We start from the raw sequence: 23,126 nt of genomic DNA, 5'->3' as shown, positions 1-23,126 counted from the left end.
CTCCCTACTCCTGGAGGGAAGGTGGCGTCCAGGCACGTCCCAGCGCCGAGCCCTGCACGCCGTGCTGATTCAGATAGCGATCGAGTTCTACCATCCCGGTCCAGCGGTTTTCACACCACAGCGGCGCCAGCAGCGTCGGGCGACGGGCGCTGGCGGAAATCCGGTGATAAATCACCTCGGGCGGCGTAGCGCGGATCATCTCGCCGGCGGTGACCGTATACTCCTCCAGCGCAATGGCCTCGAGGCGCCCGGCCTGCCAGGCTTTCGCCATCGTACTGCCGGTCACTATGTGCAGGGGATGCAGCTTGATACCATCGACGCCGGTGTCCACCACCTGCGCCAGGGTTTGCAGGCAATGCTGCTGGGTTTCTCCAGGCAGCCCGACAATCAGATGTGAGCACACTTTCAGCCCGCGTTCACGTGCCAGGCGGGTCGTTCGCTGGTAGCAGGCAAAATCGTGGCCGCGATTAATCCGGTGCAGCGTTTTGTCATGTGCGGTTTGCAGGCCCAGCTCCAGCCACACTTCATAACCCTGCTCGTGGTAGCCGCTCAAGAGATCTAACACCGCTTCCGGGACACAATCCGGGCGGGTGCCGACACAGAGCCCGACGATATTGGCCTGGCTGACCGCCTGCTGATACATATTGCGCAGGACCTGCACTTCCGCAAAGGTGCTGGTATACGCCTGGAAATAGGCCAGATAACGCTTTGCGCGATTCACGCGCTGCGCCTGATGCGCCAGCTGCTCTGCAATAGAAAGGTGCTGCTGCTCTTCGTCAGCAAAAGAGGCCACATTGCAGAAGGTGCAGCCTCCACGACCGATGGTGCCATCGCGATTCGGGCAGCTAAACCCACCATGCAGCGTCAGTTTATGGACTTTTTCGCCATAGCGACGCGAAAGATCCCCACCAAACATATTGACTAATTTTTGTAACTGCATAATCTGATAGACCGGCCTTAAGAAAGGGGCCAAGCCTGCCATTTTTAGCCACCGATGACGATGACCTGGATCAATCGTCAGTGCGGCCGCACACCTCATTGCATAACCACTCAAGATAACTGCAATTTCATTCACCCGTCCGGTAATGACTTTTCCTTATACTTAAGCCCTGGATTGCCATTATCTTCATCAGGGGAAAAAACAGTGTTATTCCCCGCCTCGTGAGAAACAGGCAGACGAATACTCTGCTATAAATAGCCAGTTCAGCATATAACGATAATGATAAGCTATCGATATAGTGAGACAGATCACACTAGAATATGCTTTCCGCTGCGTTTCATTGTTGTTTAAAACTCCTTATTTTCCTTAACAATCATAACATTAAGCACCTCATAGCACATTTTTGTATAAATAAGATTGCCATTTGACGTAAGTGCCGATTCCCGATAAGTTGGGAATCCGCTGGAAGCTTTCTGGATGAGCACTCTGCTCATCATATTTATGCAGTAATTGAGATTCCCTCTTACAGCAAGTCCTCAAACTTGCGTACCGATGCGAAAAGGATTTAAAGAGGGCGAATGCGAGGTGCAAACCACCCCGTCGCCATGCTCTTTCTGTGCCCGTGCGCAATCGGTATCGGAGGGTGTCCCGTAGAGCCTGGGGAGGTTCACTGATATGTTGTACGATAAATCCCTTGAGAGGGATAACTGTGGTTTCGGCCTGATCGCCCACATAGAAGGCGAACCTAGCCACAAGGTAGTGCGTACCGCTATACACGCACTGGCCCGAATGCAGCACCGCGGCGCGATCCTTGCCGATGGTAAAACCGGCGACGGTTGTGGCTTGCTGCTGCAAAAACCCGATCGTTTCTTCCGTATCGTTGCGGAGGAGAACGGCTGGCGTTTAGCCAAAAATTATGCCGTCGGGATGTTATTCCTTAATAAGGATCCTGAACTGGCTGCTACGGCGCGCCGCATCGTTGAAGAAGAATTACAATGTGAAACCCTGTCTATTGTCGGCTGGCGCGATGTGCCGACTAACGAAGGGGTTCTCGGTGAAATCGCCCTCTCCTCGCTGCCCCGTATTGAACAAATTTTTGTTAACGCCCCGGCAGGCTGGCGCCCGCGCGATATGGAACGCCGTTTGTTCATCGCTCGTCGCCGCATTGAAAAGCGCCTGCAGGAAGATAAAGATTTCTACGTCTGCAGCCTGTCGAACCTGGTGAATATTTATAAAGGTCTGTGTATGCCGGCAGATTTGCCGCGCTTTTACCTGGACCTCGCGGACCTGCGTCTGGAATCAGCAATTTGCCTGTTCCACCAGCGCTTCTCCACCAACACCGTCCCACGCTGGCCGCTGGCACAACCGTTCCGCTACCTGGCACATAACGGTGAAATCAACACCATCACCGGTAACCGCCAGTGGGCCCGCGCGCGTACCTATAAGTTCCAGACCCCGTTAATTCCGGATCTGCACGATGCAGCGCCGTTCGTTAACGAAACCGGCTCCGACTCCAGCTCCATGGATAACATGCTTGAGCTGCTGCTGGCCGGCGGGATGGATATCGTGCGTGCCATGCGTCTGCTCGTGCCACCAGCCTGGCAGAACAACCCGGATATGGATCCGGAGCTGCGCGCCTTCTTCGACTTTAACTCCATGCACATGGAGCCGTGGGATGGCCCGGCGGGCATCGTCATGTCCGACGGTCGCTACGCAGCCTGTAACCTCGACCGTAACGGTCTGCGTCCGGCGCGCTACGTCATTACCAAAGACAAGCTGATCACCTGTGCATCAGAAGTCGGTATCTGGGATTACCAGCCTGACGAAGTGGTGGAAAAAGGCCGCGTTGGCCCAGGCGAACTGATGGTTATCGATACCCGCGCGGGCCGCATTCTGCACTCTGCGGAAACCGATGACGATCTGAAAAGCCGCCACCCGTATAAAGAGTGGATGGAGAAAAACGTCCGCCGTCTGGTGCCGTTCGAAGACCTGCCTGACGAAGACGTTGGCAGCCGTCAGCTGGATGACGATACCCTCTCCAGCTACCAGAAACAGTTTAACTACAGCGCTGAAGAGCTGGACTCTGTGCTGCGCGTGCTGGGTGAAAATGGCCAGGAAGCCGTCGGCTCGATGGGCGATGATACCCCGTTTGCGGTGCTCTCCAGCCAGCCACGTATTATCTATGACTACTTCCGTCAGCAGTTCGCGCAGGTGACCAACCCGCCGATCGATCCGCTGCGTGAAGCGCACGTGATGTCGCTGGCCACCAGCATCGGCCGCGAAATGAACGTCTTCTGCGAAGCGGAAGGCCAGGCACACCGTCTGAGCTTCAAATCGCCGATCCTGCTGTACTCCGATTTCAAACAGCTGACCACGATGGAAGAGGAACACTATCGCGCCGATACGCTGGATATCACCTTTAACGCCACCGAAACCACGCTGGCCGAAACGGTGAAAGCGCTGTGCGATAAAGCCGAACAGATGGTACGTAACGGTACCGTTCTGCTGGTGCTCTCCGACCGTAATATCGCTAAAGATCGTCTGCCAGTCCCGGCCCCGATGGCGGTTGGCGCGATCCAGACCCGTCTGGTAGATAAGAGCCTGCGCTGCGATGCCAACATTATTGTTGAGACCGCCAGCGCCCGTGACCCGCACCACTTTGCGGTGCTGCTGGGCTTCGGCGCCACGGCTGTCTATCCGTACCTGGCCTACGAAACACTGGCAAAACTGGTCGATAGCAAAGCTATTGATAAAGCCTACCGCTCAGTGATGTTGAACTACCGTAACGGTATCAACAAAGGCCTGTACAAGATCATGTCCAAAATGGGCATCTCGACTATCGCCTCTTACCGCTGTTCGAAGCTGTTCGAAGCGGTCGGCCTGCATCGTGAAGTATCCGACCTGTGCTTCCTCGGCGTTGTCAGCCGTATCGGCGGCGCGGGCTTCGATGACTTCCAGCAGGATCTGCTGAATCTGTCCAAACGCGCGTGGCTGGTCCGTAAGCCGCTGGCGCAGGGTGGCCTGCTGAAATACGTTCATGGCGGTGAATATCACGCTTATAACCCGGACGTAGTGCGCACGCTGCAACAGGCCGTTCAGAGCGGTGAATACAGCGATTATCAGCAGTATGCCAAACTGGTCAATGAACGTCCGGCCGCGACGCTGCGCGATCTGCTGGCAGTGAATCCTGGCGAGAACGCCATCAGCATCGACCAGGTTGAATCGGCAAAAGAGCTGTTCAAACGCTTCGATACCGCCGCTATGTCTATCGGTGCTTTGAGCCCGGAAGCGCATGAGTCGCTGGCGGAAGCCATGAACAGCATCGGCGGCTTCTCTAACTCCGGCGAGGGTGGCGAAGACCCGGCGCGCTATGGCACCAATAAAGTGTCGCGTATTAAACAGGTTGCTTCCGGTCGCTTCGGCGTTACCCCGGCATACCTGGTCAACGCCGATGTTATCCAGATTAAAGTGGCTCAGGGCGCGAAGCCGGGCGAAGGTGGGCAGCTGCCGGGTGACAAAGTCACGCCGTACATTGCCAAACTGCGTTATTCGGTTCCGGGCGTAACCCTGATTTCGCCGCCGCCGCACCACGATATTTACTCTATCGAGGATCTGGCGCAGCTGATTTTCGACCTTAAACAGGTCAACCCGAAAGCGATGATTTCCGTGAAGCTGGTTTCTGAACCTGGCGTCGGCACCATCGCCACCGGCGTGGCAAAAGCCTATGCCGACCTCATCACCATCGCTGGTTATGATGGCGGTACCGGTGCCAGCCCGCTCTCTTCGGTGAAATACGCTGGCTGTCCTTGGGAACTTGGCCTGGTGGAAACCCAGCAGGCGCTGGTAGCCAACGGCCTGCGTCATAAGATTCGCCTGCAGGTGGACGGCGGCCTGAAAACCGGCCTTGATATCATCAAAGCAGCGATTCTCGGCGCGGAAAGCTTCGGCTTCGGCACCGGCCCGATGGTCGCGCTGGGCTGTAAATACCTGCGTATTTGCCACCTGAACAACTGCGCAACCGGCGTAGCAACCCAGGATGACAAACTGCGTAAGAACCATTACCACGGCCTGCCGTTCAAAGTGACCAACTACTTTGAATTCATCGCCCGCGAAACCCGCGAGCTGATGGCCGAGCTGGGCGTGAAGCGTCTGGTGGACCTGATTGGTCGTACCGACCTGCTGAAAGTGCTGGACGGCTTTACCGCGAAGCAACAGAAGCTGGATCTGAGCAAACTGCTGGAAACCGCCGAGCCGCATCCGGGCAAAGCGCTGTTCTGCACTGAAAGCAACCCGCCGTTTGATAACGGGGTGCTGAACGCGCAGCTGCTGCAGCAGGCAAAACCGTTTGTCGACGGCAAGCAGAGCAAAACCTTCTGGTTCGATATCCGTAACACCGACCGCTCCGTAGGCGCCTCGCTGTCCGGCTATATCGCCCAGACTCATGGCGACCAGGGGTTAGCGGCCGATCCTATCACCGCGCACTTCAGCGGTACCGCGGGCCAAAGCTTCGGCGTGTGGAACGCCGGTGGCGTTGAGCTGCACCTGACCGGTGACGCTAACGACTACGTCGGTAAAGGGATGGCAGGCGGTCTGCTCTCTATTCGTCCTCCGGTGGGTTCTGCCTTCCGCAGCCACGAAGCGAGCATCATCGGCAACACCTGTCTGTACGGTGCGACCGGTGGTCGTCTGTACGCCGCAGGCCGTGCGGGTGAACGTTTTGCAGTACGTAACTCCGGCGCCATCACCGTGGTCGAAGGCATCGGCGATAACGGCTGCGAATACATGACCGGCGGTATTGTCTGCGTACTGGGTAAAACCGGCGTCAACTTTGGCGCAGGGATGACCGGCGGCTTTGCTTACGTGCTGGATGAAGACGGAGACTTCCGTAAACGTGTGAACCCTGAACTGGTGGAAGTGCTGGACGTTGATTCTCTGGCTATCCATGAAGAGCACCTGCGTGGTCTGATTACCGAACACGTGCAGCTGACCGGTTCGTCTCGCGGCGAAGAGATCCTGGCCAACTGGCCGGCCTTTGCAGCGAAATTCGCGCTGGTTAAACCTAAGTCCAGCGATGTTAAAGCACTGTTGGGTCACCGTAGTCGTAGCGCAGCAGAGCTGCGTGTGCAGGCGCAGTAAGGAATTCAGATGAGCCAGAACGTATACCAGTTTATCGACTTACAGCGTGTTGATCCGCCAAAGAAACCGCTGAAGATCCGCAAAATTGAATTTGTAGAAATTTATGAGCCGTTTTCAGAAGGCCAGGCCAAAGCACAGGCAGACCGCTGCCTGTCCTGCGGTAACCCGTACTGCGAATGGAAATGTCCGGTCCACAACTACATCCCTAACTGGCTGAAGCTGGCTAATGAAGGGCGTATTTTTGAAGCGGCTGAGCTGTCACATCAGACCAACACCCTGCCGGAAGTCTGCGGGCGCGTTTGCCCGCAGGATCGCCTGTGCGAAGGGTCCTGTACGCTGAATGATGAATTCGGCGCGGTGACTATCGGTAACATCGAGCGCTATATCAACGATAAAGCGTTCGAAATGGGCTGGCGTCCGGATCTCTCCGGCGTCAAGGCCACCGGTAAAACCGTGGCTATCGTTGGCGCAGGCCCGGCAGGTCTGGCTTGTGCAGACGTCCTGACCCGTAACGGCGTCAAAGCGGTGGTCTTCGATCGTCACCCGGAAATCGGCGGCCTGCTGACCTTCGGTATCCCGGCGTTCAAGCTGGAGAAAGAGGTCATGACCCGTCGTCGTGAAATCTTCACCGGCATGGGCATTGAGTTCAAACTCAACGTCGAAGTGGGCCGGGATGTTCAGCTCGACGACCTGCTGAAAGAGTACGATTCGGTGTTCCTCGGCGTCGGGACCTATCAGTCCATGCGCGGCGGGCTGGAAAACGAAGAAGCAAACGGCGTCTTTGATGCCCTGCCGTTCCTGATCGCTAACACCAAGCAGACCATGGGCTTTGGCGAAACGGCGAGCGAGCCGTACGTCAACATGGAAGGCAAGCGTGTCGTGGTACTGGGCGGTGGCGACACCGCGATGGACTGCGTGCGTACCTCCGTACGTCAGGGGGCATCGCATGTCATCTGTGCCTATCGTCGTGACGAAGAAAACATGCCGGGCTCCCGCCGCGAAGTGAAAAACGCGCGTGAAGAAGGCGTCGAGTTCCAGTTCAACGTTCAGCCTCTGGGCGTTGAAGTGAATGCCAACGGCAAAGTGTGCGGCGTGAAAATGGCGCGCACCGAGATGGGCCAACCGGATGCTAAGGGTCGTCGTCGCGCAGAAATCGTCGCCGGCTCCGAGCACGTTGTCCCGGCTGATGCGGTGGTCATGGCGTTTGGTTTCCGTCCGCACAGCATGGAGTGGCTGGCGAAGCACGACGTTGAGCTGGATTCTCAGGGCCGTATTATCGCCCCGGAAGGCAATGAAAATGCGTTCCAGACCAGCAACCCGAAAATCTTTGCTGGCGGCGATATCGTGCGTGGCTCCGATCTGGTGGTCACCGCCATTGCCGAAGGTCGTAAAGCGGCTGACGGCATCCTGAACTACCTGGAAGTGTAATACCCCAGCCCGGATAAACGACTTATCCGGGCGGAAAGACAATGCCCGTGGGTGAAGACCCACGGGCTTTTTTTATGGCAGCAGCAGATCGGCGCGAACCTTAATCACCACTTTTTTGATGTCAGCAGGGAGTGTCGCCTGGCAACCGGGTTTATGCGGCTCTCCGGGCATAAATACGGCAAACATCTCCGGCTGCAGCGTCAGCACCTGCTCCCCGGCAATGCGCTGGCACAGCTGATAATCCTCTTCTACCCGTGCGTCCTCGCACTCACGTGCTGAGCCTGTCGCACCGTAGTAAATCCGCTCCGTTCCCGACAGCAAAATCTGGATATCGATAAACTGCATGTGCAGTTCGGCTTTCTTCTCTTCAGGGGCACCGGAGGTGAACTGCATGACGTTCATAAACAGGTTATCGCCCTGTAATTCGTAGCTGCCCGGCGCCTTATTGTGCAGGTCGTGGGCCTGCGCCAGCGCAATAGCCCGCACCAGCGCCGTCGGTAACCCAGCCGGCAGCGGCTGCTGTAAATGACCAAAAATCATATCGTTGCTCCTTGTCCCCATAATGCCGCGCCCAACAGCCCCGCATCATGTCGGTAACGGGCTTCCCGCAGCGGAACCTGATAAACCGCGGGCTCTTGTGACAAATATTCCGCCACCAGCGGCAGATAACCGCTGGCCAGGCCGATGCTGCCGCCGACCACCACACAGTCGCAGTCGGTGACGGCTTTAAGATCGGCAATCAGCCGCGCCAGCGCCCGGGCCGAACGCTGGATCAGGGCCTGCGCCTGCGGATGTCCTTCGCGGGCCAGGGCAAAAATCGCCCTGGCATCCAGCCCGCTCAGATCGTCACGGGCCGCCTCGGCGATACCGCGTCCGGAGGCGATCGCTTCAACGCAGCCCCGCCGACCGCAGCCACACGCTGGCCCGTCAGGATCCGCCAGCGTATGACCACAATGGCCGGCCAGACCACCGCGACCGGTATGCAGTCGGCCATGGCTCACAATCCCGCCCCCGACGCCGGTTGAAACGGTGAGAAAGACCATCTCCCCCACCTTCTCCGCCAGCGCATGATATTCCGCCCACGCCGCGGCCTGCGCATCATTGATCGCGATGCCCGGGAGCCCGGTCAGGCCGGACAAACAATCGAGCAGAGGGAAGCGGGCCAGGCCGCCGAGGTTCGCTGGATTAATCGCCGTTAAGATACCGTCCTGAATAATGCCGGTAGAGGCGATAGCAAAACAGGTCGCGCGCCCGGCAAGAGGCGCCACCAGCGTCTCCAGTGCAGCGGCTAACGCCGCGGGCGTCTGACTCGCCGGGGTCGGTATTTCACGTCGTTCGAGAATGTTAAATTCCCCGTCAATCAGCGCGGCAGCCAGCTTAGTGCCACCAATATCAATCGCCAGCGTTGTCATTGCACCGCCTTTTTCAGCGCCGTGTTGTACCACCCACAGATATGTTCCAGCCGGGTGATGGCGGAACCGACTGTCACCGCCCATGCCCCCTGACGCATCGCCTCTGCCGCCTGGGCTGGCGTGTTGTAACGCCCTTCGGCAATCACCCGACAGCCTGCCGCGTGAAGCGCCTGTACCAGGGCCAGATCGGGCTCGTCCGGCGTGTGCGCCGCGGTATAACCCGACATCGTGGTGCCAATAATCTCCGCCCCGAGTCGCTGGCAGAACAGACCATCCTCAACGCAGGAGCAGTCGGTCATCGCCAGCTTGTTATGCTGATGGATTCGCGCCAGCAGCGCCTCGATCGCCACCGGACGCGCGCGCTGGGTGCCGTCGATAGCAATAATATCTGCCCCCGCCAGCGCCAGAGCCTCCACATCCTCAAGGAACGGGGTGATGCGTACCGGAGAATCCTCGAGGTCGCGTTTCAGAATGCCGATAATCGGCACCGTCACCTGGGCGCGGGTTGCACGCAGATTCTCCACACCCTCAATGCGCAATGCCACTGCCCCGGCCTGCTCAGCCGCCAGCGCCATCGCAGCAACAATCGCTGGCGTATCCAGCGGGCTACCGGGGACCGGCTGGCAGGAGACCATTAACCCGCCGTCGATCTCGATGCGGCGATCCAGTTGTTCAAGCAAAGACATAATAACTCCCTGATATCTGTCATGGCCCGGCATCAGCGCCGGGCGTCGGCTACCTGGTTTTCAGTAATCCGCTTTTGTTGGCACCGAATGCCACCGCACCGCTCAGCGGTTTGCCATCAATCGCATCATGGGTACGTACCGCTTCCGGGCGGATCCAGCGTTGCACGCGGGAGGGCATATCCAGACCGATAAGCAGGATCACCACAAAGGTCAGACCGAACGACAGCGATCCCAGCGTTGTGCCCAGATCCATCCGCTGTGCGATCAGCGCCCCGAGAACCGGCGCGATCGCTCCGCCCAGTGCCCCGACGTTATAGGTAAAGCCCAGGCCCGCGGCGCGTTGATCGGTATCGAAATAACCGCCGATCAATTTCGGTAAGATCCCGGAGATCCCCTGCCCCAGCATCTGCTGGAAGAACAGTAACAGGCCCAATACCCACACGTTTGTGCCGCCAATAGCAAACACCGGAATAATCAACAGTTGGGATGCCAGCAGGCTACAGACATAGGCTTTGCGGGTGCCCAGCCAGTCGCCGAGAAAACCGCCCACGCAGCAGCCCACCGCCGCGCCAAAGCCGCTGAAAAACAGCACCTTCGCCACGGTGGTATGGTCGTACGCGAGTTCCGTTTTAAGATAGGTGGGCAAAAGCGCCTGGATCGGCCACGAATAGAGAAAGGCGAACAGGACCACTACCATTAGCGTCACCCCGGTTGGCCAACGCTTGCCGCTGCTCTGTACCATAAAGCTGATAAAGATCGCCGCGCAAACCAGTCCCAATAGCACCACGATGCCGGCATTTTGCAGATCGCCTGCAAAGCAGAACCACAACGCGGTCGCCGCCATCATAGTCAGGAAGATATTGATAACCCGATGCTTTCCGCAGTACAGGATATCCACCATCGTGCGGACCGGCGCCTGGCCTTCATGCTTCTCTTTCCAGTCCTCGGCTTCCGGGATGTTCTTGCGTAACCACAGTGCAAAGACAATCGGCACGATGCCAATGAAAAACAGCGCACGCCAGCCCCAGACCGGCACCACCAGGCTGTAAACCTGTGCCGCGATCACTGCCCCGACGGAGAAACCGGAGATCAAAAAGCCGCTGGCCTTGTTGCGCAGCTGTTTTGGCCAGCTTTCAATGACGTAGGTCGCGCTGGAGCCGTACTCCCCCGCCATGCCCATACCAATCACCAGTCGGGCGATAAACATGGTGGTAAAGCCGGGCGCAAAGCCGCAGGCCAGCGTACCGACAGAAAACAGGATAATACTGGTGACCATTGCCAGCCGGCGTCCGTAGCGGTCACCCATTGCGCCCAGCATCAGCCCGCCAAACCAGCGTGAAATAAAGGCGGCGGAAATCAGGCTGGCCGCCTCAACGGTGGTCAGGCCAAACTCACCCTGAATTTCCGTCAGGACCAGGGCGATTAAGACAAAATCAAAACCATCAAGCAAATATCCCAGCCAGGCGGCGGAGAACGCCCGCCACTGTGCCCGGTTGAGATGGCGATACCACGGGATGTTCTGGGTCGTTGTACTCATTTTACTCTCCCGCGATGGGTCAGACCCACGCTTGGCTTTTGATACCGGATGTCGTTTGCACCACACCCGACACAGACAGTGTTGTTACCCGGACAAGGCGTATTGTGCCGGTGGCCGGGATTATCCCCGCCCGCGCAATGCGGCGGGGCGCGCGTTCGTCTTAACCCAGCTGCGCTTTCTCCTGCTGCAACTGCTGCGCCAGCGCCTTCAGCTCCGGAAGGAACTTCTCATCGACCGGGGAGAACGGTTTGCGGCACAGCGGCTCCGCCACCACATCCATATAATGCAGGACGGTTTTCAGACCGCGGAATACACCGGTTTTGATCAGCAGGTCGATGACCTTGTTGCACTCGCTTTGCAGCCTCTGCGCTTTTGCGATATCGCCGGTCCGCAGCGCCTGCACGATCCCCTGATAGCGCCATCCCATAATGTTGTAGGTGCTACCGATCCCGCCGTCGGCGCCCGCCAGCAGGCCGGAGGCAAAGATCTCGTCATAGCCGTTATAAAGCACCAGATCCGGATGCGCGCGACGGATCTGCTCCATCTGGAAGAGATCGCCCGAGGTTTGCTTCAACGCGCCCACGCCCGGCAAGGTCACCAGCGTGTTGATCTGCTCAAGGGTCAGCTTAACGCCGCTGAGCGCCGGAATGTTGTAGACCACCATCGGTAAGCCATTAGCCGAATCAATAATGGCCTGGTAGTGAGCGCAGTGCTCTTCAAAACTGAAGGGGTAGTAGAACGGCGTAACGGCGGAGACGGCATCGTAACCGTAGTCGTCCGCGGCCCGGGCCAGCTGCTGGCTCTCCAGGGTGCTGACGCAGCCAACGTGGGCAATCAGTGTCATTTTCCCTTTTGCTTCTTCAGCCACGATCTCCAGCACTTCCTGGCGCTCCGCGCTGCTTTGCACAAAAGCCTCGCCAGTCGAGCCGCCAACGTATAACCCATCAATGCCCTGGCTCAGATTAAAGCGCACCAGCCGGCGCAGGCTCTGAGTATCCAGCTTTTGTTGCCCGTCGAACGGCGTAAGCAGCGCCGCCATCACCCCACGTAAATTGACCGCCATATAAACCTCGTTGTGATATTACCTGTGATTAACGATGTACCTTTATACCTGTTATACCAGACAGGTTGCGAGGTAACCTCATACAGAACGCTTATTATGCGATCTGCTTCACTAAACAACGATCCTGACGATCGTCTGGCTTATTTTGTGGGGTGCTTTTTCTGGCCGAAGGCGTGCCAGGTCGCGGAAACGCTATTGAGGTGGCTTTGTAAGGCGCGATCGGCTTCGTCGGGGTCGCGACGCCGAATGGCTTCGACGATGTCGATATGCTGTTGGTAGCTGACGGTATTGTGTTCGTGCAACGCGTGCTCTGGGACTTTCGGTCGTGCGGCGATCAGCCAGTCCAGAAGCGCGACATGGATTGCCATAAAGATCGGGTTCCCGGGGATTTCCGCCAGCACCCGATGGAATTCCACGTCAGAACGGATAAACAGCGCGTTGTCATCAAGCGACTGGCTGTTGATCTTCAATGCCTGCCCGAGTTTATCGATCTGCTCATCACTGGCGTGCTCCGCGGCATAGCGGACGAGGCTGGACTCAAAAAACAGGCGCAGTTGTTCAAAATGAGCAATACCGCCTGGGTGAGACAGGAAGTCTTTCGCCATCCCCGACAGTTCACCAATGATGGTGTCGGCGGAAGGCCGGGAGACGCGGGCGCGTTCGCCATTGCTAATCTGCACCAGGCCTTTACGCTTTAACGCGGCCAGCGCTTCGCGCACAGAAGGACGACCGACGTTGAAAAAGGTCATCAGCTCACGCTCAGACGGGAGTTGCTCACCTTCAGCAAACTCGCGGCGGCGGATCATATTCTCGAGCTCTTCCTCTACCATTTCAGAGAGCTTTTTACGCGCCAGCGGACGGCGGTGCAGGCTGCTACCGATGGCGGACGAGGTTTCTTCTGTCTGGGGATCAAATGCGCTCATAGGGACCATGTGTGATGTGTGACAGCAAGTGACGACGGGATCATCTTACCACAAGAATTCCCTGTGGGCGGCGTAGATAACAGAACAGGCCCCGAAGGGCCTGCAATCTGGCATCCATAACCTGCTGGATGATTATTTCACGACGCGTAGCGCCGGACGGCCACCGCGCGGCGGCGGCGTATCGTCAGGGTCATCGTCATGGTTGTCCGGCTTGTCGCCGTCAATCACCGACATCACCGTCTCGTTTTCATTGCTTACCGATGCGTCGTCATCATTCAGCGTCGTGACGTCTTCATCGTAGGCCGCTTCAGGCTCGAACATGGTACCAGCGCCGTTTTCACGGGCATAGATAGCCAGTACCGCAGCCATCGGCACGGAAACATTGCGCGGGACACCGCCAAAGCGCGCGTTGAAACGCACTTCGTCATTAGCCAGTTCCAGGTTCCCCACGGCACGCGGCGCAATATTCAGGACGATTTGCCCATCGCGCGCGTACTCCATCGGCACCAGTACGTTGGGTAATGTCACATCGACAACCAGATGTGGCGTCAGCTGGTTGTCCAGCAGCCACTCATAGAACGCCCGCAGTAAGTACGGGCGACGCGGCGTTAGCTGCGATACATCCATCGGTTAGCCTCGACCGAGTCGCATTTCACGCTCGGGTTCAGTTAAGGAAGCGAGGAAGGAATCACGTTCAAAGACGCGAGTCATATAGCCCTTGAGCTCCTTCGCGCCAGCGCCAATAATTTCAACACCGAGAACCGGCAAACGCCACAGCAGCGGTGCCAGATAGCAATCAACCAGGCTGAACTCATCGCTCAGGAAGTAAGGTTTCTGGGTGAAAACAGGTGCAATCGCCTGCAGCTCTTCGCGCAGCTGTTTACGCGCGGTTTCAGCCTGGGCAGCGGTACCGGTCTGAATGGTGTTCATCAGCGAATACCAGTCTTTTTCGATACGCTGCATGTACAGACGACTTTCTCCACGCGCAACCGGATAGACCGGCATTAACGGTGGGTGCGGGAAACGCTCATCCAGATATTCCATAATGATGCGGGATTCCCACAGAGTGAGCTCACGATCCACCAGCGTAGGTACGCTTTGATTCGGGTTGAGGTCAATCAGATCCTGAGGTGGGTTGTCCTTTTCCACGTGCTCTATCTCAAAACTAACACCTTTTTCTGCCAGCACGATGCGGACTTGGTGGCTATAGATGTCAGTAGGACCAGAAAACAGCGTCATTACCGAACGTTTGTTGGCAGCGACAGCCATGAAAACCTCCAGGTATATTCAGAATTTTTGTACTGCTACCAACCACACAGGATTGGCCAGATGTAAAAACCCCAGTAGCGTGACGTCATTCTCGTTTGGGTAAAATCACAAAAATGAACGATCACCAGCATTTGGGCAGAAAATTGGATGATAGTTTACCAGATCTTGAAGGCATTGTGGTGAGGGGATTCTGGAAATGCTGAAAAAGTGGTAAGAACAGGTGGTTTTCGGAGGGAAAACGCCAGATTTCTGCATAAAAAAACCCGCCGAAGCGGGTTTTTTCGCAAATTGTTCTGCGTGAGCAGAAAACAATTAACGTTTGGAGAACTGAGGACGACGACGTGCTTTACGCAGACCGACTTTCTTACGTTCAACCTGACGAGCATCACGAGTAACGAAACCAGCTTTACGCAGTTCGCCACGCAGGGACTCATCATACTCCATCAGAGCGCGGGTGATACCGTGACGGATCGCACCAGCCTGACCAGAGATACCACCACCTTTAACAGTGATGTACAGATCCAGTTTCTCAACCATGTCGACCAGTTCCAGCGGCTGACGAACTACCATGCGGGCAGTTTCACGACCGAAGTACTGTTCCAGAGAACGCTGGTTAATAACGATTTTGCCGCTGCCTGGTTTGATGAAAACGCGAGCTGCGGAACTTTTGCGGCGACCAGTGCCGTAATATTGATTTTCAGCCATTGCCTATAATCCCGATTAGATGTCAAGAACTTGCGGTTGCTGTGCCGCGTGGTTGTGCTCGTTACCCGCGTAAACTTTCAGTTTACGGTACATAGCACGACCCAGCGGGCCTTTTGGCAGCATGCCTTTAACCGCGATTTCAATCACACGCTCAGGACGGCGAGCAATCATCTCTTCAAAGGTCGCTTCTTTGATACCACCGATGTGGCCGGTGTGATGATAGTACATTTTGTCTTCGCGCTTGTTGCCGGTTACAGCAACTTTTTCTGCGTTCAGAACGATGATGTAATCACCGGTATCTACGTGCGGAGTGTATTCCGCTTTATGCTTACCGCGCAGGCGACGAGCCAGTTCAGAAGCCAGACGGCCCAGAGTTTTACCGGTCGCGTCAACAACATACCAGTCGCGCTGTACGGTTTCTGGTTTAGCTGTAAAAGTTTTCATTAAAAGCTTACCCAAATAATAAGTTACACGTTGGTGAACACCCAAACGTTTAGTCAGTTGAGGTTCACGCGACATTGTCCAGCAAACCTACCCCTTCGAATAGCCTATGCCGGCACTATAGAAAGTTTTGGGAAAAAAACCTTCTTGTAACGTGGGGTCGCAAGATTATAGAGAAGTCGGGAACAAAGGTCGACCCCTTTATGTGATTAGAAGCAGGTTTTTTCGCCGGTGTCATGCCGTTCTCTTCTGCCTTTCCCTCAGGCAACGCGGCATAAGGGAAAGGTTCTCAGTCAGGGCATATGTGGGCGTTTCAAATACTCTTCGCTTTGCATTTCCTGCAGGCGCGATAAGCAACGCTGGAACTCAAACTTCAGGCGATCGCCCTGATAAATGTCATGCAGCGGAACCGCGGCGCTGACCACCAGCTTGACGTGACGCTCGTAGAATTCATCCACCAGCGCGATAAAACGCCGGGCCTCACTCTCCAGCAGCCCGGTCATCACCGGGACGTCAAAGAGCATCACGGTATGGAACAGGCGCGAGAGCGCAATGTAATCGTGCTGGCTACGCGCATCCACACACAGCGTGGCAAACGAGGCCGCCAGCGTCTGGTTTTCGACGCCAAGCGTCGGCAGCATACGATGGTTGATCTCCAGCGTCGGCGTCTGCTCGCGTTTAGCCCCCGCCAGCGCCAGCCACAGTTTATCCATCTGCTCTTGGGTCTGCGTATTGAGAGGCGACAGCCACAAATGGGCCTGGGTTAAGGTACGCAGGCGGTAATCAATACCGGCATCGACGTTCATAATGTCGCAGTGCTGTTTAATCGCCTCGATGGCAGGCAGGAAGCGAGCACGCTGCAGCCCGTTGCGGTACAGATCGTCCGGCGGAATGTTCGAGGTCGCCACCAGCGTAATCCCACGGGCAAACAGCGCTTTCATCAGGCCGCCCAGCAGCATCGCATCGGTAATATCGGAGACAAAAAACTCATCGAAGCACAATACGTCGGTTTCCGCCTTGAAGCGGTCAGCGAGGATCTCAAGCGGGTCGCTGTGCCCCTGCAGGGTGATGAGTTCCTCATGCACGCGCAGCATAAAGCGGTGGAAGTGCAGGCGCTGCTTACGCTCGCCCGGCAGGCTTTGGTAAAACAGATCCATCAGCCAGGTCTTGCCCCGGCCTACGCCTCCCCACATATAGAGGCCGCGCACGGCAGCGGTATCGGCGGTAGGTTCACGCTTGCCCAGCAGCTTGCCGAATTTTGCCCGTAAACCGCCGCTTTGCGGTACCGGAACGGGTTTATTCTGCAGTTCATGATAGATGGTATCAAGGCGGCTTACCGCTTCTTGCTGGACATCGTCGGGTTGATGGCTGCCCTCTTTGAGAGCGAAAAGGTAACGCGATGTTGGGGACAGGCTTTGCATGATCTAATTGTTATTCCTTGAAAACCGTAATGCTGAAGCTCACGATTGACGAAAAAAAGGCCGTTCTACACTACGCGATGATACGCCAGGATTCCACTTCTGTGGAATTAGCGGTTATAGTGGCACTATCGGGCGCAGGCGGAGAGCCTTACAGCCACCCTACGGAACCACAAAACAACGGGAGATGTACATGACCTGGGAATATGCGCTAATTGGGCTAGTTGTCGGTATCATCATCGGTGCCGTCGCCATGCGTTTTGGCAACCGCAAATTACGCCAACAACAGGCGCTGCAGTTCGAGCTGGAAAAGAATAAAACAGAGCTTGAAGAGTATCGTGAAGAGCTGGTCAGCCACTTTGCCCGCAGTGCAGAACTGCTGGATAACATGGCCGATGACTATCGCCAGCTGTATCAGCATATGGCAAAAAGCTCCAGCAGCCTGCTGCCAGACACCATGGCGGACGCAAACCCGTTCCGCAACCGTCTGGCTGAATCCGAAGCCGGCAACGATCAGGCGCCGGTCCAGATGCCGCGCGACTATTCTGATGGCGCGTCCGGCCTGCTGCGCGGCGGAGCAAAACGCGACTAATCTCTCCCTGACCGCAAAAATATTATCCGGGCGCGTTCCCTGCGCCCGTCTCAACCCTGTATCCCAGCTATTATTTAACCATTGACCGCATTGTTAGCGGGTCAAAAATTCAATAACATCAGACCATTCGGGACGCATTTCCATACACCTCAGGTTACGAGAGCCAGCATCAGATGAAGAAACAGACTTTGCTGTTGAGTGCATTAGCGTTAAGCATCGGGTTATCGCTGTCGGTTTTACCTACGGCTATGGCATCGTTACCCACCCAGATCCCCGGCCAGGGCGCACTGCCAAGCCTTGCTCCCATGCTAGAAAAAGTGCTGCCGGCGGTGGTGAGCGTGCAGGTTGAAGGGACCGCCGCGCCTGCGCAAAATATGCCGGAAGAGTTGAAAAAGTACTTTGGCGACAATGTGCCGCAGGAGCAGGCTCAGCCTTTTGAAGGCCTCGGCTCCGGCGTCATCATCGATGCCGCAAAAGGCTATGTGTTGACCAACAATCACGTGATCAGCCAGGCGCAGAAAATCAGCGTTCAGCTCAACGACGGTCGTGAGTTTGACGCGAAGCTGGTCGGCAGCGACGACCAGAGCGATATCGCGCTGTTGCAAATCCAAAAGCCCAGCCATCTGACGCAAATCGCCATCGCCGACTCCGATAAGCTGCGGGTCGGCGATTTCGCCGTGGCCGTCGGCAACCCGTTTGGCCTTGGCCAGACCGCGACCTCCGGTATCGTCTCGGCGCTGGGCCGCAGCGGGCTGAACCTCGAAGGGCTCGAGAACTTTATCCAGACCGATGCCTCCATTAACCGCGGTAACTCCGGCGGGGCCCTGCTGAACCTCAACGGCGAACTGATTGGTATCAATACCGCGATTCTGGCGCCGGGTGGCGGCAGCGTCGGTATCGGCTTTGCCATTCCGAGTAACATGGCGCAGACCCTTGCCAAGCAGCTTATCCAGTTTGGTGAAATCAAACGCGGCCTGTTGGGTATAAAAGGCATGGAAATGAGCGCAGATATCGCCAAAGCGATGAACATCGACGCTCAGCGCGGGGCATTCGTCAGTGAAGTCCTGCCGAACTCAGGTTCGGCCAAAGCCGGGGTGAAATCTGGCGACGTGATTGTCAGCATGAATGGCAAACCGCTTAACAGCTTTGCCGAGCTGCGCTCGCGGATCGCCACGACGGAGCCGGGAACCAAAGTGAAGCTGGGCCTGCTGCGTGAAGGGAAGCCGCTGGACGTTGAAGTAACGCTGGATAAAAGCACCTCCTCGACCGCCAGCGCCGACCTCATCATTCCGGCACTTCAGGGGGCATCGCTCAGTGACGGACAGATGAAAGACGGCACGAAAGGCGTCACCGTCGATAGCGTAGAGAAAGGAAGCCCTGCGGCTCAGGTTGGCCTGCACAAAGATGACCTGATCATCGGCCTGAATCGCGAACGCATTCAGTCCATCGTCGAGCTGCGTAAAGTGCTGGAGAGTAAGCCGGCCGTTATTGCGCTGAACGTCATGCGCGGGAACGAAAGCATTTATCTGCTGCTGCGTTAATGCGGATTTCCGGACATCGCCTGCCGTGCGATGTCCGGATAACTCGTGCTATGCTGCGCATGTCCATCCATTAACGATATCTGCATCATGCCTGGAAAGTTACTACGTTCTGTACTCATCGGTTTGATCGTCGGGGGCCTGCTGCTCGCCGCGATGCCTTCTTTGCGTAAGTGGCATCTGTCGACGACCACCCAGTACGATAGCGCGGACGAATCGCCCGCCAGCTATAATCCAGCCGTCCGCCGTGCCGCACCGGCGGTGGTGAATGTCTATAACCGCGCGTTGAATGGCACCAGCCATAATCAGCTCACTCTCGGATCCGGCGTTATCATGGATCAGCGCGGCTACATTCTGACCAATAAGCACGTTATCAATGATGCCGATCAGATCATCGTCGCCCTACAGGACGGCCGGGTCTTTGAAGCGTTACTGGTGGGTTCCGATACGCTAACCGATCTCGCGGTCCTGAAGATCAACGCCAACGCTGGCCTGCCGGTTATCCCGATCAACCCTAAGCGGGTACCGCATATCGGTGATGTGGTGTTGGCGATTGGTAACCCCTATAACCTTGGGCAGACGATTACCCAGGGCATCATCAGCGCTACCGGTCGTATTGGCCTGAACCCTACCGGGCGCCAGAATTTCCTGCAAACCGATGCTTCCATTAACCACGGTAACTCCGGCGGCGCGCTGGTGAACTCGCTGGGCGAGCTGATGGGCATCAACACGCTGTCATTTGATAAAAGCAATGATGGTGAAACGCCAGAAGGGATCGGCTTCGCCATTCCGTTCCAGCTGGCCACCAAGATTATGGATAAGCTTATCCGCGATGGTCGGGTGATCCGCGGCTATATCGGCATCAGCGGTCGTGAGATTGCCCCACTGCATGCGCAGGGCGGCGGGATCGATCAGCTGCAAGGGATTGTGGTCAATGATGTAGCACCGGATGGCCCGGCAGCTCAGGCCGGGATCCGCGCCAACGACGTGATCGTCTCCGTGAATGACAAGCCGGCCGTCTCCGCGCTTGAGACCATGGATCAGGTCGCGGAAATCCGCCCTGGCTCAGAAATTCCGGTGATCATTATGCGTGATGACAAGAAGATCACTCTGCATATCGCCGTTCAGGAATACCCGGCCACCAACTAGCAGACATAAAAAAACCGGAGCTGCTCACTCGCTCCGGTTTTTTTAATCCATCACACGCTTATTTGTTGACGAAATCTTCGCCCATAGCGATATCTTTCTTCAGCGTATCCAGCATCCCTTCCAGCGCCTGCTGTTCAAATGCACTGAGCTTACCGATCGGCTGGCGTTCCTCAACACCATTTTTACCGAGCAGCAGCGGCTGGGAGAAGAAGCGCGCGTACTGGCCATCGCCTTCCACGTAAGCACATTCCACCACCCCTTTTTCGCCTTGCATTGCCCGCACTAAGGACAAGCCGAAACGTGCGGCCGCCTGTCCCATCGAGAGCGTCGCCGACCCGCCGCCGGCTTTGGCTTCCACCACTTCGGTACCGGCGTTCTGGATACGTTTTGTCAGATCGGCAACTTCCTGATCGCTAAAGCTCACGCCCGCAATCTGGGACAGCAACGGCAGGATCGTCACGCCGGAGTGGCCGCCAATCACCGGGACTTCGATATCTGATGCCGATTTATCTTTCAGCTCAGCGACAAAGGTGTTCGAACGGATGATGTCCAGCGTGGTCACGCCAAACAGTTTGTTCTTGTCGTAAACGCCCGCTTTTTTCAGCACTTCTGCCGCAATGGCCACCGTGGTATTCACCGGGTTGGTAATAATGCCGATGCAGGCCTGCGGGCAGGTTTTCGCAATCTGTTGGACCAGATTCTTCACGATACCGGCGTTCACGTTAAATAAATCGGAGCGATCCATGCCTGGCTTACGGGCTACGCCAGCAGAAATCAACACGACATCCGCCCCGACAAGCGCTGGAGTGGCGTCTTCACCGGAGAAACCTTTAATTTTCACATCGGTAGGGATATGGCTAAGATCAACCGCCACGCCCGGTGTGACCGGAGCAATGTCGTACAACGAGAGTTCTGAACCTGAAGGCAGTTGGGTCTTAAGTAGTAGGGCAAGCGCCTGGCCAATTCCACCAGCAGCGCCGAGGACTGCAACTTTCATCCTAAACTCCTTATTATGGTTAATATCGTCTTTCGTTATTCCGTCGCCTGGACCTTAATTCACAAGATAAACAATTACAATCAGTATGGTTGAATAATGCGGACTGTTGCGCAGTGATGCATCAGCTTCGCATTTTCATCCTTGAGGGTGACTACCCGGCACAATGCTTTACCGGATCGACTATTGGTTACAATACACCCAGCTTGCTCGGCAAAACAACATCATTCTCATAACATTTAATTTACTTTTACAGCGATTTACGGGCTGTGATGAAGGCATGTTCCTTCGCAGGGTTATTTGCTAAAATATGCCCCCTTCATAACATTATTTACTTTATCCCCTTGCGGATTATTTGCATAAAAATTCATTCTTATGCATAATGATGTTGTTTTTACCACCATAATTTGGGTGACTTATGCGAAGTTCGGCAAAACAAGAAGAACTGGTTAAAGCGTTTAAACTGCTGCTTAAAGAAGAAAAGTTCAGCTCTCAAGGCGAGATTGTCCAGGCGCTGCAGGAAGAAGGTTTCGATAATATTAACCAATCGAAAGTCTCCCGCATGCTGACAAAATTTGGCGCGGTGCGTACCCGGAACGCCAAAATGGAGATGGTCTATTGCCTGCCTGCCGAGCTTGGCGTCCCGACAACCTCCAGCCCACTGAAGAACCTGGTCCTCGACATCGACTATAACGATGCCGTGGTGGTGATTCACACCAGCCCGGGTGCGGCGCAGCTGATTGCCCGCCTGCTGGACTCCCTCGGCAAAGCGGAAGGTATTCTCGGCAGTATTGCCGGCGATGACACCATCTTTACTACCCCGGCCAGAGGATTTACCGTCAAAGATCTGCACGACGCGATTCTGGTGCTGTTCGAACAAGAACTGTAAGCCCCTTCCCTCTGGCGCCCGCCAGGGGGCTCATTCAAAAACGCAGCATTTCTTTAACATTAAGTGTGGTTTTCCGCCTCTATACATTCCTTTACCGAATGAGAGAGTCTAAAACGCACAAAATATCAAATTCACCTATCCATATGATTTTATTCGCTATAACACCTGGTCATGGCGAAAAAATGACATTCCTAATACTTATACGTTATAAAAACGACAATTCCTTGCAATTATTTACTCATAAAACAATTAGCACGGTATTAATATTTTCGGTGATTAGTGTATACTTGATTTTGTGATGAGGGTCACGAAACGAAGAGCCCTCAATAATAAGATTCGACGAGGTGAACATCATGAAAATCAAAACAACTGTCGCTGTACTCAGCGTTCTGTCGGTTCTCTCCTTTGGCGCTTTCGCCGCTGACTCGATTAATAGCGAGCAGGCGCAAGGCCGTCAGTCAATCGGCACGGTTTCCGTCGGCGCGGTGAACGCATCCCCGATGGATATGCATGAAATGCTGAATCAGAAAGCTCAGGAAGAAGGTGCTTCTTCCTACCGCATTATCGAAGCCCGCACCGGTGACCACTGGCACGCAACGGCTGAGCTTTATAAATAAGATTTAACGATTGTCGGTTATTAACTGAATACGAATTTCCCCAGCGGCCCAGGTTCATACGACACCTCCCGCCGCTGCAACATTATGGTTGGAGTAAAGATTATGAAAAGTGCAATGATCATCGCATCCCTGGGCCTGGCTTCCGTTCTCTCCTTCGGCGCTAATGCTGCCGTTAATCAGGTCAGCGCGGAACAAGCTCAAAATCTGCAGTCTATGGGTACCGTGTCTGTTTCTCAGGTAGGCAGCGCCCCGATGGATATGCGTCAGGAACTGGCGGCGAAAGCCGAGAAAGAAGGCGCAAGCAGCTACCGTATTATTGAAGCCCGTACCGGCGATAGCTGGCACGCTACAGCTGAGTTGTACAAATAAACCCTCGTCGTCTAGTCCGA

21 protein-coding genes are annotated in these 23,126 nt (G+C 55.8%); 8 read left to right on the top strand and 13 right to left on the bottom strand.

Translation table 11 applies throughout. The features are described from left to right. Positions 1–4: 4 nt before the first annotated feature. Positions 5–940, bottom strand: coding sequence for a TIGR01212 family radical SAM protein (locus tag HF679_RS21095; RefSeq protein ID WP_154144120.1), 936 nt, complete (start codon positions 938–940; stop codon positions 5–7). Between the two features lie 675 nt (positions 941–1,615). Here HF679_RS21095 and gltB point away from each other — a divergent pair. Then, positions 1,616–6,076 (top strand): glutamate synthase large subunit, encoded by a 4,461-nt coding sequence (gene gltB / locus HF679_RS21090; protein WP_123756293.1) that lies wholly within the window; start codon positions 1,616–1,618, stop codon positions 6,074–6,076. A gap of 9 nt (positions 6,077–6,085) precedes the next feature. Then, positions 6,086–7,504 carry a glutamate synthase small subunit gene (locus HF679_RS21085; protein ID WP_123756292.1) on the top strand — a complete coding sequence of 473 codons (1,419 nt, stop codon included), beginning with the start codon at positions 6,086–6,088 and terminating at the stop codon, positions 7,502–7,504. A 72-nt stretch (positions 7,505–7,576) separates the two neighbouring features. Here HF679_RS21085 and nanQ read toward each other — a convergent pair whose 3' ends face one another. The 11 genes from nanQ to zapE form a co-directional block, all read right to left on the bottom strand. After that, a complete protein-coding gene (gene nanQ, locus HF679_RS21080) occupies positions 7,577–8,044 on the bottom strand; it encodes an N-acetylneuraminate anomerase (RefSeq protein ID WP_154144121.1) in 468 nt (155 codons plus the stop codon). Beyond that, the gene (gene nanK, locus HF679_RS21075; protein WP_187042357.1) at positions 8,041–8,916 is read right to left on the bottom strand and encodes an N-acetylmannosamine kinase; all 876 of its coding nucleotides are present in this window, start codon (positions 8,914–8,916) and stop codon (positions 8,041–8,043) included. Before nanK ends, nanQ begins: the two co-directional genes overlap by 4 nt. Next, the gene (locus HF679_RS21070) at positions 8,913–9,602 is read right to left on the bottom strand and encodes an N-acetylmannosamine-6-phosphate 2-epimerase (RefSeq protein WP_154144123.1); all 690 of its coding nucleotides are present in this window, start codon (positions 9,600–9,602) and stop codon (positions 8,913–8,915) included. The genes nanK and HF679_RS21070 overlap by 4 nt, the downstream gene beginning before the upstream one ends. A 49-nt stretch (positions 9,603–9,651) precedes the next feature. Further along, positions 9,652–11,139: an MFS transporter gene (locus HF679_RS21065; protein WP_123756288.1), complete on the bottom strand. Its 1,488-nt coding sequence runs from the start codon at positions 11,137–11,139 to the stop codon at positions 9,652–9,654. 160 nt (positions 11,140–11,299) lie between these two features. Continuing rightward, positions 11,300–12,202 carry an N-acetylneuraminate lyase gene (gene nanA / locus HF679_RS21060; RefSeq protein WP_123756287.1) on the bottom strand — a complete coding sequence of 301 codons (903 nt, stop codon included), beginning with the start codon at positions 12,200–12,202 and terminating at the stop codon, positions 11,300–11,302. Between the two features lie 140 nt (positions 12,203–12,342). Next, a complete protein-coding gene (gene nanR, locus HF679_RS21055; protein ID WP_370453888.1) occupies positions 12,343–13,125 on the bottom strand; it encodes a transcriptional regulator NanR in 783 nt (260 codons plus the stop codon). Positions 13,126–13,257: 132 nt separating this feature from the next. Beyond that, positions 13,258–13,752 carry a ClpXP protease specificity-enhancing factor gene (gene sspB / locus HF679_RS21050; protein ID WP_123756285.1) on the bottom strand — a complete coding sequence of 165 codons (495 nt, stop codon included), beginning with the start codon at positions 13,750–13,752 and terminating at the stop codon, positions 13,258–13,260. A 3-nt stretch (positions 13,753–13,755) separates the two neighbouring features. Then, the gene (gene sspA / locus HF679_RS21045; RefSeq protein WP_123756284.1) at positions 13,756–14,394 is read right to left on the bottom strand and encodes a stringent starvation protein SspA; all 639 of its coding nucleotides are present in this window, start codon (positions 14,392–14,394) and stop codon (positions 13,756–13,758) included. Between the two features lie 312 nt (positions 14,395–14,706). After that, the gene (rpsI, locus tag HF679_RS21040; protein WP_003025138.1) at positions 14,707–15,099 is read right to left on the bottom strand and encodes a 30S ribosomal protein S9; all 393 of its coding nucleotides are present in this window, start codon (positions 15,097–15,099) and stop codon (positions 14,707–14,709) included. Between the two features lie 15 nt (positions 15,100–15,114). Next, positions 15,115–15,543 (bottom strand): 50S ribosomal protein L13, encoded by a 429-nt coding sequence (rplM, locus tag HF679_RS21035; RefSeq protein WP_123756283.1) that lies wholly within the window; start codon positions 15,541–15,543, stop codon positions 15,115–15,117. 290 nt (positions 15,544–15,833) lie between these two features. Beyond that, the gene (zapE, locus tag HF679_RS21030; protein WP_154144124.1) at positions 15,834–16,961 is read right to left on the bottom strand and encodes a cell division protein ZapE; all 1,128 of its coding nucleotides are present in this window, start codon (positions 16,959–16,961) and stop codon (positions 15,834–15,836) included. A gap of 190 nt (positions 16,962–17,151) precedes the next feature. On the opposite strand from zapE, the gene zapG reads away from it, so the two are divergent. The 3 genes from zapG to degS all read left to right on the top strand — a co-directional run bounded on the left by zapG (position 17,152) and on the right by degS (position 20,237). Continuing rightward, positions 17,152–17,550, top strand: a complete 399-nt coding sequence (zapG, locus tag HF679_RS21025) for a Z-ring associated protein ZapG (RefSeq protein WP_123756281.1) — start codon at positions 17,152–17,154, stop codon at positions 17,548–17,550. Between the two features lie 173 nt (positions 17,551–17,723). After that, entirely contained in the window at positions 17,724–19,091 is a 1,368-nt protein-coding gene (gene degQ, locus HF679_RS21020) for a serine endoprotease DegQ (protein ID WP_123756280.1), read from the top strand. A gap of 87 nt (positions 19,092–19,178) precedes the next feature. Then, positions 19,179–20,237 (top strand): outer membrane-stress sensor serine endopeptidase DegS, encoded by a 1,059-nt coding sequence (degS, locus tag HF679_RS21015; protein WP_123756279.1) that lies wholly within the window; start codon positions 19,179–19,181, stop codon positions 20,235–20,237. Positions 20,238–20,295: 58 nt separating this feature from the next. On the opposite strand, the gene mdh is transcribed toward degS, so the two are convergent. Further along, positions 20,296–21,234 (bottom strand): malate dehydrogenase, encoded by a 939-nt coding sequence (gene mdh, locus HF679_RS21010; protein ID WP_123756278.1) that lies wholly within the window; start codon positions 21,232–21,234, stop codon positions 20,296–20,298. 415 nt (positions 21,235–21,649) lie between these two features. Here mdh and argR point away from each other — a divergent pair, with 415 nt between their 5' ends. The 3 genes from argR (at position 21,650) to yhcN-B (ending at position 23,106) form a co-directional block, all read left to right on the top strand. Next, a complete protein-coding gene (gene argR, locus HF679_RS21005) occupies positions 21,650–22,120 on the top strand; it encodes a transcriptional regulator ArgR (protein WP_041147448.1) in 471 nt (156 codons plus the stop codon). A 353-nt stretch (positions 22,121–22,473) separates the two neighbouring features. Then, positions 22,474–22,737 carry a peroxide/acid stress response protein YhcN gene (gene yhcN, locus HF679_RS21000; protein ID WP_123756277.1) on the top strand — a complete coding sequence of 88 codons (264 nt, stop codon included), beginning with the start codon at positions 22,474–22,476 and terminating at the stop codon, positions 22,735–22,737. Positions 22,738–22,839: 102 nt separating this feature from the next. After that, positions 22,840–23,106, top strand: coding sequence for a DUF1471 family stress response protein YhcN-B (yhcN-B, locus tag HF679_RS20995; RefSeq protein WP_123756927.1), 267 nt, complete (start codon positions 22,840–22,842; stop codon positions 23,104–23,106). Positions 23,107–23,126: the final 20 nt, after the last annotated feature.

Origin of the sequence: Enterobacter sp. JUb54 (genome assembly GCF_014298075.1) — a bacterium.
GTDB lineage: Bacteria > Pseudomonadota > Gammaproteobacteria > Enterobacterales > Enterobacteriaceae > Klebsiella > Klebsiella lignicola.
This window is presented reverse-complemented; position numbering and strand designations above follow the sequence as displayed.